This window comes from Acidiferrobacter thiooxydans (genome assembly GCF_003333315.1).
In the GTDB taxonomy this organism is placed as follows: domain Bacteria; phylum Pseudomonadota; class Gammaproteobacteria; order Acidiferrobacterales; family Acidiferrobacteraceae; genus Acidiferrobacter; species Acidiferrobacter thiooxydans.
The window spans coordinates 282,200-294,693 of record NZ_PSYR01000001.1 but is presented as its reverse complement, the minus strand read 5'-3'; the positions used below and the strand labels follow the sequence as shown (position 1 = coordinate 294,693).

The 12,494-nt window shown below is 65.5% G+C and carries 14 protein-coding genes; 3 read left to right on the top strand and 11 right to left on the bottom strand.

The window, feature by feature from the left end:
• Window positions 1-121: 121 nt before the first annotated feature.
• The 7 genes from C4900_RS01545 to C4900_RS17085 form a co-directional block, all read right to left on the bottom strand.
• A complete protein-coding gene (locus C4900_RS01545; RefSeq protein ID WP_114282184.1) occupies window positions 122-1,357 on the bottom strand; it encodes a type II secretion system F family protein in 1,236 nt (411 codons plus the stop codon).
• Entirely contained in the window at window positions 1,357-3,075 is a 1,719-nt protein-coding gene (locus C4900_RS01540) for a GspE/PulE family protein (RefSeq protein ID WP_114282183.1), read from the bottom strand. The genes C4900_RS01545 and C4900_RS01540 overlap by 1 nt, the downstream gene beginning before the upstream one ends.
• An 82-nt stretch (window positions 3,076-3,157) precedes the next feature.
• Window positions 3,158-3,601: a hypothetical protein gene (locus tag C4900_RS01535; RefSeq protein WP_114282182.1), complete on the bottom strand. Its 444-nt coding sequence runs from the start codon at window positions 3,599-3,601 to the stop codon at window positions 3,158-3,160.
• Complete coding sequence (locus C4900_RS01530; RefSeq protein WP_114282181.1) at window positions 3,588-4,055, bottom strand: pilus assembly FimT family protein; 468 nt, start codon at window positions 4,053-4,055, stop codon at window positions 3,588-3,590. The genes C4900_RS01535 and C4900_RS01530 overlap by 14 nt, the downstream gene beginning before the upstream one ends.
• A complete protein-coding gene (locus C4900_RS01525; protein ID WP_211306713.1) occupies window positions 4,039-4,458 on the bottom strand; it encodes a type IV pilus modification PilV family protein in 420 nt (139 codons plus the stop codon). Before C4900_RS01525 ends, C4900_RS01530 begins: the two co-directional genes overlap by 17 nt.
• Window positions 4,455-4,994 (bottom strand): pilus assembly FimT family protein, encoded by a 540-nt coding sequence (locus C4900_RS01520; protein ID WP_114282179.1) that lies wholly within the window; start codon window positions 4,992-4,994, stop codon window positions 4,455-4,457. Before C4900_RS01520 ends, C4900_RS01525 begins: the two co-directional genes overlap by 4 nt.
• Before the next feature lie 53 nt (window positions 4,995-5,047).
• Window positions 5,048-5,533 carry a prepilin-type N-terminal cleavage/methylation domain-containing protein gene (locus tag C4900_RS17085; RefSeq protein WP_170132369.1) on the bottom strand — a complete coding sequence of 162 codons (486 nt, stop codon included), beginning with the start codon at window positions 5,531-5,533 and terminating at the stop codon, window positions 5,048-5,050.
• A 315-nt stretch (window positions 5,534-5,848) separates the two neighbouring features.
• Between C4900_RS17085 and C4900_RS01510 the strand changes: the two genes are divergently transcribed.
• Both C4900_RS01510 and trxC read left to right on the top strand, forming a co-directional pair.
• The gene (locus tag C4900_RS01510) at window positions 5,849-6,331 is read left to right on the top strand and encodes a tRNA (cytidine(34)-2'-O)-methyltransferase (RefSeq protein ID WP_114282177.1); all 483 of its coding nucleotides are present in this window, start codon (window positions 5,849-5,851) and stop codon (window positions 6,329-6,331) included.
• A 64-nt stretch (window positions 6,332-6,395) separates the two neighbouring features.
• Window positions 6,396-6,827 (top strand): thioredoxin TrxC, encoded by a 432-nt coding sequence (gene trxC / locus C4900_RS01505; protein ID WP_114282176.1) that lies wholly within the window; start codon window positions 6,396-6,398, stop codon window positions 6,825-6,827.
• A gap of 214 nt (window positions 6,828-7,041) precedes the next feature.
• Here trxC and C4900_RS01500 read toward each other — a convergent pair whose 3' ends face one another.
• Together C4900_RS01500 and rpiA are read right to left on the bottom strand one after the other, a co-directional pair.
• On the bottom strand, window positions 7,042-8,031 hold the full coding sequence (locus C4900_RS01500) for a YhdH/YhfP family quinone oxidoreductase (RefSeq protein WP_114282175.1): 990 nt from the start codon (window positions 8,029-8,031) through the stop codon (window positions 7,042-7,044).
• Between the two features lie 26 nt (window positions 8,032-8,057).
• The gene (gene rpiA / locus C4900_RS01495; RefSeq protein WP_065969973.1) at window positions 8,058-8,714 is read right to left on the bottom strand and encodes a ribose-5-phosphate isomerase RpiA; all 657 of its coding nucleotides are present in this window, start codon (window positions 8,712-8,714) and stop codon (window positions 8,058-8,060) included.
• Between the two features lie 188 nt (window positions 8,715-8,902).
• Here rpiA and C4900_RS01490 point away from each other — a divergent pair, with 188 nt between their 5' ends.
• Window positions 8,903-9,493, top strand: a complete 591-nt coding sequence (locus C4900_RS01490) for a hypothetical protein (protein WP_065969978.1) — start codon at window positions 8,903-8,905, stop codon at window positions 9,491-9,493.
• A gap of 12 nt (window positions 9,494-9,505) precedes the next feature.
• Here the strand turns inward: C4900_RS01490 and C4900_RS01485 are convergent, their stop codons facing one another.
• A complete protein-coding gene (locus C4900_RS01485) occupies window positions 9,506-11,536 on the bottom strand; it encodes a putative bifunctional diguanylate cyclase/phosphodiesterase (RefSeq protein WP_114282174.1) in 2,031 nt (676 codons plus the stop codon).
• The gene (locus tag C4900_RS01480; protein ID WP_170132368.1) at window positions 11,536-12,333 is read right to left on the bottom strand and encodes a phosphate/phosphite/phosphonate ABC transporter substrate-binding protein; all 798 of its coding nucleotides are present in this window, start codon (window positions 12,331-12,333) and stop codon (window positions 11,536-11,538) included. The genes C4900_RS01485 and C4900_RS01480 overlap by 1 nt, the downstream gene beginning before the upstream one ends.
• Between the last annotated feature and the right edge of the window lie 161 nt (window positions 12,334-12,494).

Below are 12,494 nucleotides of genomic sequence, written 5' to 3'. Positions count from 1 at the left end.
GACAGTAGCATGCGTGGCCGCAGGCGTCACGCCCACCCATAAAGACCCGCTCGCGGTCACACGACCCTCCGTGGCCCGATACAAACCTGCCGTCGGCGACTCGCGATGGCCGGATGCGCCGCTAGACCTGACCGCCATTTTGGTGGAAAGCGGCACTCGCCAGATCCCACATCGGCAGAAACACCCCGAGCGCCAGGATCAGGACGAGGATCCCCATGGCAACCACCAGCAAGGGCTCGATGGCGGTGCTGAGATTACGCAGATCGTAGTCCACCTCGCGCTCGTAGTATTCCGCAACCTCGGTCATGAGGCTGTCGATCGCCCCGCTCTCCTCGCCCACGGCAACCATCTGCAACACCAGCGGCGGAAAGAGTTGCGTGGCCTGTGCGGCGCGCGCCAAGGTCTCGCCACGCTCGATGCCGTCGCGCATCTGCAAAATACGCGTGGCCACATACTCGTTGTCGACCGCCCGGCTGATGACGGTGAGGCCCTGGATCAGGGGCACGCCGCTCCTTATGGTGATCGCCAGCGCGCGCGCGAAACGGCCGAGCAGTGCGCGGGTCAGGATCGGACCTATGATGGGCAGCCGCAGACGCAGGCGGTGCCAGCGATAACGCCCGCCGGTGGTACGCACATAGGCGCGGACGCCGAGCACCGTCAGCACGACCGCGGCCACGGCGTCGTACCAATAGCGCACCGTGAGCCGCGATGACGCAATCAGGATGCGCGTGGCAAGCGGCAGCTGGGCATGCAGGCCGGCATAGACATGGGCGAATGCCGGTATGACAAAGATATTGATGATAAAGACCGCAATGACGAGCGCCACCACCACGAAACTCGGGTAGCGGGTGGCCGACTTCACGCGCTGCTCGGTCTCACGGTCGCGCTCCAGATAACCGGCAAGCTGCAGGAAGGATTGGTCGAGTGTGCCGCTCGTCTCTCCGATCTGCACCAAGGCCACGAACAGGGTCGAAAACACCTTGGGGTGACGCTTCACTGCGGCGGTGAGATCAAGGCCCGCGTCCAGGGCCTCGTTCAACTGCCCGATCACAGCTGCGAGCGTGCGGTTGTGGGTGGAATCGCGCAGACCCTTCAAGGACTGCATGATGGGTACGCCGGCCTTGAGCAGGGTATGCATCTGGCGGCAGAACAGGACAAGATCGGTGAGGTCGACGCGCGCGCGCCCGAGCTCTTGCAGCCACGCAGGACGTGACGGGGCCGGGGCGCCATGGATGTCGATCGGCGTGATGCCGAGATTGAAGAGATGGCTGGCCACGGCATCGGCGCTCGCGCCCTCCATGAGGCCCGCTACCGCCTCGCCGCGACCGTTGCGCCCCTTGTAGCGAAACGACGCCATTAGCCGCTCCCGTACACGGCACGCACGGCCTCCTCGACCGTGGTGATGCCGCGCGCCGCCTGGGCGAGGGCCTCGGTGCGCAGCCGACGATAATGGGCGGCGCCCAGGGCGGCGCGCTGAAAGGCCTCGGGGTCGCGCTTCTGAAGGGCAAACATCAAGGGTTCGTCGATCTCCAGGATCTCATAGACCCCGATGCGCCCGCGAAAGCCCGTATGCTGGCAAAAGGCGCAGCCGCGTCCGCGCTTCAAGGTCATCGGGGCGTCAGGACCGAGCTCCGATACCAAAAGCACCTTCTCGGCGGCGGTGGGAGTGGCCGGCTCGGCGCAGCTGTCGCATACCCGGCGCACGAGCCTTTGCGCCACGACCCCGCGCAGCGAGGCGGCCACGAGATAGGGCTCGGCGCCCATGTCCATGAGCCGCAGGGCGCTTGATACCACGTCATGGGTGTGCAGGCTCGACAACACGAGGTGGCCGGTCATGGCCGCGCGCAATCCGATCTCCACGGTCTCGGTGTCGCGCATCTCGCCGATCAGGATGATATCCGGGTCCTGACGCAAAAAGGCGCGCAAGACCCGGGCGAACCCGAGGTCGATCTTCGGGTTGACCTGGACCTGGTTCACGCCCGCCAGCCGGTACTCGACCGGATCCTCCACCGTCAGGACCTTCACGGAGGTGGCATTCAGTTCCTTCAGGGCCCCATAAAGCGTCGTGGTCTTGCCACTGCCCGTGGGGCCCGTGACGAGCACGAGGCCGTGGGGCTGATGGATCAGGGCACGCAGCCGTCCCAGGATATCGGCGGGCATGCCGAGCCGGTCGAGCTCCAGGATACCGTTCGATTGATTCAAGAGGCGCATGGCCACCGACTCGCCATGCTGCACCGGCACGGTCGACAACCGCACGTCGATCACGGTGTCGCGAAACCGCACCTGACAGCGCCCATCCTGCGGGAGCCTGCGCTCGGAGATATCGAGCGAGGCCATGAGCTTCAGGCGCGAGACCAAGGCCTGGGCGATCTTGCGATCGGCGGTGGTCTGCACCCGCAACTCGCCGTCGATGCGAAAACGCACGCGCACCGCGCTCTCGTCGGGCTCGACATGGATGTCCGAGGCGTTCACCTGGATCGCGTCCTCGAATATGGTCTGCAGGAGCTTGACCACCGGGGCGTCGTTGGCGCCCTCGGCGGCCCCCGGCGCCATCCCGAGATCGATGTCGTAGGCCGACAGCTCCTGCTCGAGCTCCGCGGCAAGCCCGCTGATCTCCTCGGTACGGCGGTAGACCACATCGAGGGCCTTCAGGAGATCGCCCTCCTTGACGACCGCGAGCTTCAGGGGCTTTTGGACGAGCCGCGCGATCTCGTCATGGGCAAAGATATCGATCGGATCGGCAAGGCCCACGAGGATTGCGTCACCCTCATCGCGCAAGGCGACGGCGCGAAAGCGCCGCGCATAGGCCTCGGGGATCAGACGCACGACCTCCGGCACGAAGGTATAGCGGCGCAGGTCGACATAGGGGATGCGCAGTTGGCGCGACAGGAAATCGAGCAGGGCGTCTTCGGTGAGATAGCCGTTTTCGATGAGGACGCGGCCCAGACGCCGCCCGCTCTTGCGCTGATCGGCGAGCGCCGTCTCAAGCTGCTCCTTGGAGATGACCTTGTTTTCCAGCAAGAGATCCCCGAGGCGCGCCTTGCGTGGTCGGGCCGCGGTATGGGATTCGATCATGGTCGGCTCAGTCCTTATCTGCACAGCATCGCACCCCTAAGGTATAGCAAAAGGATGCCGGCCATTGGGGATGCGCGGCATATTACTGTTGCGCCCAGGTAATGACGTTGTATTGGATAACGCCTCTCTGCTTCGCCGCCTTCACGGTGCGCGTGACCGTCCAGCGCGCACCGGACCCCGCGCAGGTCGCCACCGACGTGACGATATAATAATTGCCGCCGGCCGCGGTGACGGTCACGGCCGGCGGGCATTCGGGATCCGGGATCGAGGGGGTCTGCGCCGGCAAAGTCAGCGGCGTGGGCGGTGGCTTCTTCCAGTAGCGTGTTTCCAGATAGTAGACCCCATACTGATCGCCGCTCTCGGCGGCGGTGAAGGCTTGAGCGCCACCGTTCTGCGTCCCCTCAGTGCTGGTCGCGGTCCCATACAGGAAGGCCATGGCGGCCAACAGCAGGGCGCCCACGAGCACCAGAAAGATGAGCGCCACCAGGATAAAGCCGCGATCGCGGCGTGGGCTAGGAGAGCGCATAGGCCGACAAGACCCCATCCACCGCCAGGTGTCCCTGACCACTTGGGCCCGTGTACAGGAAGTCATAGACCACGGCGTATACGGGACCGCCACTCGCGGGTCCGAACGGGCAGGCCCCGCCTGGGCTCTGCAGGTCCCCCAGTATCAGGGTGGTGTTGCGGTACAGTTGGCCCCCCGCGTACTGGTAGGACTCGAGGGTCTGGCCGTTGATATTCTCCAGGTCGAGGGTGCAGGTATTTGTCACCGTCATCTCGTAGGCATTGCGCCCGTCCCACTGCAGGCGCGCCACGGCAGGCCCGGCCGCCGTAGCCAGATCCGCCCCCTGCGCCCCGGTCACATAACTCCTTATGAGGTGCGTGAGCAAGGGGGCGGCCATCGCCATGAGGATGGCCGTGAGCACAATGGCCACGACCATCTCGATCAAGGTCAGGCCGGCGTCAGGTCGAGTAGACATAGGATGTAAAGACCATAGGGGTGCAGCCGCCGGAGGCGCAGGTGACCGTGACCGTCACGAGATAGGCATAATAGGTGACCGCATTAGCCCTCTTTCCCACCGTCTTCGTGGCCGCGGTCGTGTACGTGGCACTGGCCGCATAAGGGCCAAACTGGGCATTGAAGGCAACCGGTGTCCCAGCGACCGAGAGTTCGGTCTGCAGGAGTTCATACTCCATGACCCCCTGAGCCACCCAGGTCATGGGCGCGGTCTGCTCGCCAGCTGCATTCCGGCGCGTCACCTCCCCGTACATGGCCATAAAGCCGGCACCGAGGATCGCAAGCAGCACGATGGCAACGATGAGCTCGATCAGACTGAGGCCCGCGACCCGACGCCGGGTGGGGAGATAGGGGCGAGGTCTCATGGCGGACACGCCCCCTGGGGCCCGCATTCATAGATGTAGCCAGTTGTCGTGACATAGAGGCTCGCCTTGAAGCCGGTCCCGGTGATCGTGAAGGTCGGGGTGGTGCTCGGAACGCCGGGACGCGCGAAGTTCACGGTGGTCTGGGGCGTGATCGTGACACCCGCGGGCAGCGGGACGATAAAGCTCGTCGATGGCCGTGCGGGATTGGCGACCGCCACGCCGTTTTGGGTGACCGAGAAGGAGTTGGCGCCGACCGTAAGCGCGGTGGTGACCCCCTGGTTTTGCGCCAGCGTCTCGGCATAACGGGCCGCGGCCAGCAGCTTATCGGTGGTCGTCTGCCCGGTGAACCCGGAGGTGCCCAGGAATCGCGGTGCAAGGACCGCCGCGAGGATGCCGACTATGATGAGGATCGCCATAAGTTCGAGCAGCGTATACCCGGCCATCGCCGTGTCCGGGCCGCCCTGGCATCGCGCCCCGCCATCCGCGAGTCGCCCGGGTACCCCATGAAATGTCCCGAGATCCTCGAATACCGTCATGGCGAGATCACCAAAGAAAACGGGCCCACCTGGGAAGGCGGGCCCGTTTGCCCCTAACAGCCGCTGGTTGTCGCGCTCACGGTGGGGGTGGCACCTGTCGCCGCCGGCGCCGTATAGCTCGCCTCACACTTGGTATTGGCCGTCCCGCCCACCGCGGTATAGGCGAAGGTCGCGGGAGTGGTACCGCTACCCGCCGTAAAGGTGAAGGGGAACGTCTGCGTGGGTGCGGTCGAACTGTCCTGCAGGGATGCAAGGATGCCGGTCGCAGTCGCGTCCGGATAGCCATACGCAGTCGTGATCTTCGTTCCATCGGGCAAGGTGACGTTTCCTGTCGACGCCACCTGACCCTGTACCTCGGCCAGGGCATGGACCATGTCGGCGGCCTCGGCCACCGAGCCTGTCATGCCGCTCACCACGGAGACCCGCGCGTCGGTACTAAGCCCCATGAACTTCGGCAGGGCGACCGCCGCCAGGATGCCCAGGATGATAATGACCACCACCAACTCGATTAAGGTAAAGCCCGCCTGCTGCCGCTTCATATCCAACCCCCTCTCCACAATATGTTTCATGATGAACCCGCGTCGACCGCGCAATCCGCCGTGATTATCGCGCCTACTCAAACGACCTGCCCCATCAATGCAGGAAGCGTGCCGGAGCGCTGTTATAGGATTTTTTGGCGGTCCCGCGCAGGATTCGTGGCCGTACCCCGGCGCCACGCGACTCTAGCACAGTCCGCCAGGGAAAGGGCCGTAGAAGGCCGCAAGGCGCGGTATGATACGGAGCCCCGGTTTCAGTGCCCCGGCCGCCATCCCGATATGGCGGATACCGTTGACTTATAGTGATAGTGTGTACTTATGACAGCATCCGATACGACGTTCCATGTAGTCCTTTTCGAACCCGAGATCCCGCCCAATACCGGCAACGTCATCAGGCTCTGCGCCAACACCGGGGCCAGCCTTCACCTGATCGCGCCCCTCGGTTTTCGCCTGGAGGACCGGCTGTTGCGTCGCGCCGGGCTCGATTATCACGAGTGGGTGACGCTCAGCGTCCATCCGGATCTGGACACCTTCCGGAAAGATGCCGCTCCACGGCGCATCTGGGCGTTCTCGACACGCGCCGACCGTCTCTACACCGAGGCCCGCTACGAGCCCGGGGACGCGCTGCTCTTCGGTCCCGAGACCCGCGGCCTGCCTGAGGAGGTGTTGACCTCAGTCCCCCCCGAACAGCGCCTGCGGCTGCCGATGCGGCCGGGCAACCGCAGCCTGAACCTTTCGAACAGCGTCGCGGTGGCCGTCTTCGAGGCGTGGCGGCAACATCGGTTCGCGGGCGGCCGCTAAGTACTGGAAAGCGCAAGGCCCAGGCCCCACATAGACCCCAGAAATTCGGTCTGGAGGAACACCCGTGTCGATCACACAACTGGTGTGCCCACACTGCGGGCAAAAAAACCGGGTCCCGGCGGAACGTCTGGCCCAGAATCCCCGATGCGGGGCCTGCCACAATCCGCTCATCACAGGCGAGCCCATCAATGTCGACGAGCGCGGATTTGCAGAGCACATCGCCGGCAACGAGCTCCCGGTCCTGGTCGATTTCTGGGCCCCGTGGTGCGGGCCATGCCGCATGATGGCCCCGGCCTTCGCGCAGGCGGCCGCCGACCTCAAACTAAAGGCGCGCTTCCTCAAGGTCAACACCGAGGACCAACAGGGGCTCGCGAGCCGCTATGATGTGCGCAGCATCCCCACGCTCGCGGTCTTCAAGGGCGGCCGCGAGGTCGCGCGCGTGGCCGGGGCCATGGATGCCGGCCGTCTCAAGGGGTGGATCGCTCCCCATCTCTAGCCGATCGGGCGCAAAGCGGTGATAGCCGGGTCGCGCGTAAGGCGTTAGACGATCATTCGGACACGCGAGCGAAGGCGGCAGGGCGGCGGACACGGGATTGGTCCTAAGCCGACCCGGCCATGAACGCGATCGGCAAGGCACCCCAAGGCTGGAAGGACGTCCGGCCTTTGTCCATGGATGGATCCGCAAGGGGCCACCGGCCCCTGGGGTATCGTCAGGCGGGCTCGCCGGTGACGACCACGAGCGTACGCCCCGTACGTGTACCCTGGAGCAGTGCCGTAATCGCCGGACCGAGGTGTTGACGGTCCACCACCTGCTCGATATCCGCGAGATGCGAAAGCCGCCATGGGCCGGCGAGACGCGCCCACAGCTCGTCACGAACGGCGCGCGGACACTGTACGGAATCGATCCCGAGCAGGCGCACGCCGCGCAGGATGAACGGGAAGACCGAGCCCTGAAAACGGGTACCGGCGGCCATGCCGCAGGCCGCGACCGCCCCGCCATACCCGACCGCCTTGAGAACGTCGGCCAAGACCTCGCCACCGACCGTATCGATCGCCGCCGCCCATTGCGCCTTGTGCAGGGCCTTGTCGGAAGCGCCCCCATCCGTGGGCGCCACGACACGGGCCGCCCCCAAACCCCGGAGATAGGCCTCCGCGGCCGGCTTGCGGGTCAGGGCCGCCACCGTAAAGCCGAGCTTTACGAGCAACGAGATGGCCAGCGTGCCGACCCCGCCGGTGGCCCCGGTCACCAGGATCTCGCCTTGGGCCGGGTCGAGACCGGCCTGCAAAAGGGCGTCGACGCACAAGGCCGCGGTGAGGCCCGCGGTGCCGAGCACCATGCTGTCGCGCGTCGTCAGTCCCGCGGGAATGGGGATGATCCAGTCGTCGGGGACCCGGATATAGTCGCCGTAACCACCCCACACCTCCGTACCCAGGCCATAGCCGGTCACGAGCACCGCACCGGCCGCGGGGTCGTCGGCGCGCACGCCCGCGGCATCGATGCCCGGCACATGGGGGAAGCGCTTGACGATGCCAGGCTCGCCGCGCGCGGCGAGGGCATCCTTATAGTTGAGGCTCGAATACTGGACGCGGATCAGGACGCCCGGGGACTTCAGTTCATCGATAGGGCATCGCGCAAGACCCGCAGTAATGGCCCCGCGCCCCTCTTTATCGACCACATAGGCATCAAATACGGGGTCCATGCGCGCCCTCGCGGATTCGGTGCGCCCTAGGACAGGCGGCGCACCCCGTTGGCGGTCCCCAGTAACAGCACGTCGGCGCCGCGACGGGCAAACAGGCCATTGGTGACCACGCCCACCATCTGGTTCAGACGCTCCTCCAGGGCCACAGGATCGAGGATCTTCAATCCATGCACGTCCAGGATCACGTTGCCATTGTCGGTCGTGAATCCCTGGCGCAGGACCGGCTCGCCGCCGAGCGCCGTGATCTCGCGGGCCACTAGGCTGCGCGCCATCGGGATCACCTCGACGGGTAGCGGAAAGCGCCCCAGGACCTCGACCAGCTTGCCTTCGTCCGCGATACAAACGAATGACCGGCTGGCCGCCGCCACGATCTTCTCGCGCGTCAACGCCCCACCACCGCCCTTGATCAGGGCGCGATGCACGGTGGCCTCGTCGGCGCCATCGACGTAGACGGCGAGCGTGCCGGCCTCGTTCAGGTCCACGACCGGAATACCGTGCCTCTTCAGCCGCTCGGCCGTTGCCACCGAGCTCGCCACCGCGCCGTCCAGACGGCCCTTGATGGTCGCCAGAAGGTCAATGAAGTAATTGGCCGTGCTGCCCGTGCCCACGCCGATAATGCCGCTTTTGGGAACGAACTCCAGGGCGGCCTCGGCCGCCGCCTTCTTCATGTCGTCTTGGGTCATGGGCGCAGGATACCTGGGCCCCGGGGCGAAGAAAAGGCCAGACCGTAAGGCCCCGGACCACGCCAAGGGCGGCAGGCCGTTGCGTGAAGGGGGGCATCTCCTGGAAACTAGGGGCAAACACATCCGGTCAAAGGCGCTGTTTGCCACTCGCAAGACCGGCTGAAATCGCAGCACAAAGGAGCCCTCGCATGGATGAGCGCAGCCAGATCGTTAGTTTGCTATACGATATTTATCATGTACTAACGAATAGACCGGCGCGGGCAAAGTCCCCGGCAAGACTGAAGCGCGATCCTGGCCCGCGTGGATACGGAGGCGCGCCCCTGCTGCTTTTATGGCTGGCGGGCACCCTGAGCGCACACGCCGCGCTGGTGTTCGCCGGCGGTCTTGGCATCGCCAATGAACCCGGGCCGAAGTTCAAGGCGGCGGCCATGGGCTACTACGCAGGCTCCCACTGGGAGGCCGGTTATTTAAATGAGGGCGTAAACTACGGGACCGACGGCATCTTCGCCCAGTACCGGCTCACCCGCGCCGTCACCAAACGACTGCTCGCGACCCTGGCCCTCGGCCCGGAGGTCCTCAATACCACCTACGATATCCGCCCCGGGGTGCGCACCAACGGCTACCATCCGTCGCTGCTCGTCTCGCTATCTACCTCCTATCGACTGAGTCGGCGATGGCGGATCGGTGTGCGCTGGAACCACATCACCTTCCAGCAGTCGGCCCGGTTTGGCTATCGCGATGCCGACATGGTGGTCTTGACACTGGGCTATGGACGTTAGTGGGCCGGGCGCTCACCGGTTTTGCTGCCACCACGCATCGAAGGCCTCCACATCCATGGGTCGGGCGAGATGAAAGCCTTGCGCGTAATCGCAACCGAGGCTCGCCAGGACCGCCATCGTATCCGCGGTCTCGACGCCTTCGCCCACGACCTTGAGTCCCAGGGAGTGGCCGAGATCGATGATGGAACGTACGATCACGTTGTCGTTGCGGCTCACGCTCATGTCCATGACAAACGACTTGTCGATCTTGATCTTCGCGACCGCAAGCTTGCGTAGATAGGTCATGGATGAATAACCGGTGCCGAAGTCATCGATGGCCACACGCACCCCGAGTTCGTTCAGTGCCTGGATCGCGGCGCGAGCGCGCTCGGGGTCACGCATGAGCGTGGTCTCGGTGACCTCGAGCTCGATGAGGCCGGCCGCGACCCCCACATCCTTCAGGATATGCTCCACGCTCTCTACAAATCCGCCATCATCGAGATTGATGGCCGAGACATTGACCGCGATCGGCAGCGGCCGCCCCTGTTCCGCCCAGGCGCGGGCCTGTGTGGCCGCGAGACGCAGCACATGGAAGGTCAACGGCCCTATGAGGTGCGTGCGCTCCGCCAGGGGTACGAAGCGCGCCGGCGGCAGCATCCCGAGTACCGGGTGTTGCCAGCGGACCAGGGCCTCGGCCCCCGAGAGCTTGCCGGTGACGAGATCGATCTTGGGCTGATAATGCAGCACCAGATCCCCATGCCGGATGGCGTGGTCGAGATCGACCTGCAACCGCAGGCGGTCATCCCCCTCCTCGTCCATGGCCGGGACAAACATCAGGAAGCCGCGCCGGCCGCGCTTGGCCTCATACATGGCACGGTCGGCATGGCGCAGAAGCACGCCGACCTCATCGCCGTGCTCCGGAAACAAGGCCGCGCCGCAGCTTGCCGTCACGTACACACGGCGATCCCCCAGGACCACCGGTTCTTCGAGGCCGCTCAGGAGCTTGCGCGCTACCGTTTCCGTATCCGCGGCATTCGCCACATTAGGCAACAGGATGGCAAACTCATCCCCACCGAGACGGACAGCGGTGTCCGACTGACGCAGCCGGGCGACCAGCCGCATGGCCACCTCATGCAATAAGCGATCGCCGGCCTGGTGGCCGAGGCTGTCGTTGACCTCCTTGAAGCCGTCGAGATCCAGGACCATGAGGGCAAAGGGCGCGGCCTCCCGATGTCCGATACGAATCGCCTGAAGCAGACGATCTTGCAGCAGGATGCGGTTAGGCAGGCCGGTCAAGGGGTCGTGCATGGCCAGGTATTCGAGCTCGCGGTTGGCGACCGCCAGCGCCTCGGTGCGCTCATGGACGCGCTCCTCGAGCCTCTCGTTGACCGCCAGGATCTGCTGGTGCTGGCGCGTCGTTTCATCGTGCAAGGTCTTCAATTGCGCCGACATCGCATTGAAGCCCTCGATCATGCGCGCCAACTCATCCCTGCCCGCGACCGGGAGCCGAAAGCCGAATTCGCCGCGCGCGATGCGCTCGGTACCGGCCTCGATGGCGGCAATCTGGCGCATGAGATAACCCCCGAAGAGCCAGGATACGACCCCCACCAGCAGCATCTCGCCTAGGGCTATGGCCACGATGCGCCGGCTGGCCTGTGCCAGGATCGGCGCGAAACCGCGATCGGTGGCCTCGATCTCGACCCGGCCATAGGACGTCCCGTCGACCATAACCGAGGCCGCCGCGCGATAGGTGTGGGCGGAGACGGCCTTGTGTCCGGCATGCGCCAACAGCCGACCGTCTCCGTCCCACGCCGCGGCATAGGCGATCCCATGGTTATGCATGACCTGGCGCATGATGCGCTGCAGGGCACCGATATCATCGCTGACGAGCGCATTGGCGGCGGCGGTTGCAAACAGGCGCACATCGCCCGTGGCACGCGTCACGAGCGCCTGCTTGCGCGAGTGCGACAAGACCCCGAGGCTGCTCATCAGGATCGCGAACAGGAACAGCCCCTCGATGAGCGCTATCCCCGTGACCATTTTCGTGCGAAAGGACATCGCCATTAGCGTGACATCAGCACGACCGCCCCGGGGCGCGTGTAATCCCGGTCGCGCGTCGCCTCGAAACCGGTAAATCCAAGCCGCCGTACGGCACCGGGCACCACCCGCGGCAGGCGCACAAGCGCCACCGTCAGGCGCCGCACCAGGGAGGCCGGCAGGGTGCGTCGCGCGGCGAACGGGTGCGGCAGGCCCTTGGGCCCGGCCCACAACACACGCAGGTGGCGACGTATGCGCGCGGGGAGGCTATCGTAGGTCTGGCGCACGCCGCCGCCGGCGATAAAAAGACCGGCGGCCACGGCACGATACACGGCATCATGCAAACCGAGATAGCGTGTCTGAAACGGGATGCCGCGGGCACGCAAGAAGCGTCGCGGCTCCACCGAGGCCGCTATCGCGTGGCGGGCCGGAAACGCAATCAGGCGATGCGCGAGTTCGCTGATACCCCGCACCGGCCCCTTGCGGCGGACGACGAGGATGCCCTGCAGCCACCCCCGGCCGCGGGCAAAGGCCCGATAACGTCCCCGGTATCGGAGATAATCCGCCGGGTTCAAATAGACAAGATCGTAATCGCCGTGCGCGACACGCCGCTCAAAACGGCGGATCGTGGGCGCCGTGCGCAACACGATGTGCACACCGACCGCCGCCGACCAGGCCTCCAGGACCGGGGTCCAGCGACGCGCGAGCGTCCACGGCGACATCTGCGGGACAATGCCGATGGTAAGCACACGCGGCGCCGCAAAGGCGCTGGGCACCCCGACCATGCCGGCCAGCAAGACAGTTCCTCCGATCAACCGGGCCATGCGATGCATATCTCATTACCCCCAGGATTCACTATAGATCATGAGATCATGCCCCGCGAGACACCCCGCCCGCGGCGAGCGAGGCGGCACCGGGGAAGATCGCGGCGCATCGTGAAGACCGGTGCAAAGGCGGGGCTTGGTGGCGCCGATCGCGGCCTCGC

What these genes read in the sequence shown, in the direction of transcription:
- C4900_RS01545 (WP_114282184.1), bottom strand. Translation starts at nt 1,357, where the DNA reads ATGGCGTCGTTTCGCTACAAGGGGCGCAACGGTCGCGGCGAGGCGGTA.
- C4900_RS01540 (WP_114282183.1), bottom strand. Translation starts at nt 3,075, where the DNA reads ATGATCGAATCCCATACCGCGGCCCGACCACGCAAGGCGCGCCTCGGG.
- C4900_RS01535 (WP_114282182.1), bottom strand. Translation starts at nt 3,601, where the DNA reads ATGCGCTCTCCTAGCCCACGCCGCGATCGCGGCTTTATCCTGGTGGCG.
- C4900_RS01530 (WP_114282181.1), bottom strand. Translation starts at nt 4,055, where the DNA reads ATGTCTACTCGACCTGACGCCGGCCTGACCTTGATCGAGATGGTCGTG.
- C4900_RS01525 (WP_211306713.1), bottom strand. Translation starts at nt 4,458, where the DNA reads ATGAGACCTCGCCCCTATCTCCCCACCCGGCGTCGGGTCGCGGGCCTC.
- C4900_RS01520 (WP_114282179.1), bottom strand. Translation starts at nt 4,994, where the DNA reads ATGACGGTATTCGAGGATCTCGGGACATTTCATGGGGTACCCGGGCGA.
- C4900_RS17085 (WP_170132369.1), bottom strand. Translation starts at nt 5,533, where the DNA reads ATGAAGCGGCAGCAGGCGGGCTTTACCTTAATCGAGTTGGTGGTGGTC.
- C4900_RS01510 (WP_114282177.1), top strand. Translation starts at nt 5,849, where the DNA reads ATGACAGCATCCGATACGACGTTCCATGTAGTCCTTTTCGAACCCGAG.
- C4900_RS01500 (WP_114282175.1), bottom strand. Translation starts at nt 8,031, where the DNA reads ATGGACCCCGTATTTGATGCCTATGTGGTCGATAAAGAGGGGCGCGGG.
- rpiA (WP_065969973.1), bottom strand. Translation starts at nt 8,714, where the DNA reads ATGACCCAAGACGACATGAAGAAGGCGGCGGCCGAGGCCGCCCTGGAG.
- C4900_RS01490 (WP_065969978.1), top strand. Translation starts at nt 8,903, where the DNA reads ATGGATGAGCGCAGCCAGATCGTTAGTTTGCTATACGATATTTATCAT.
- C4900_RS01485 (WP_114282174.1), bottom strand. Translation starts at nt 11,536, where the DNA reads ATGGCGATGTCCTTTCGCACGAAAATGGTCACGGGGATAGCGCTCATC.
- C4900_RS01480 (WP_170132368.1), bottom strand. Translation starts at nt 12,333, where the DNA reads ATGGCCCGGTTGATCGGAGGAACTGTCTTGCTGGCCGGCATGGTCGGG.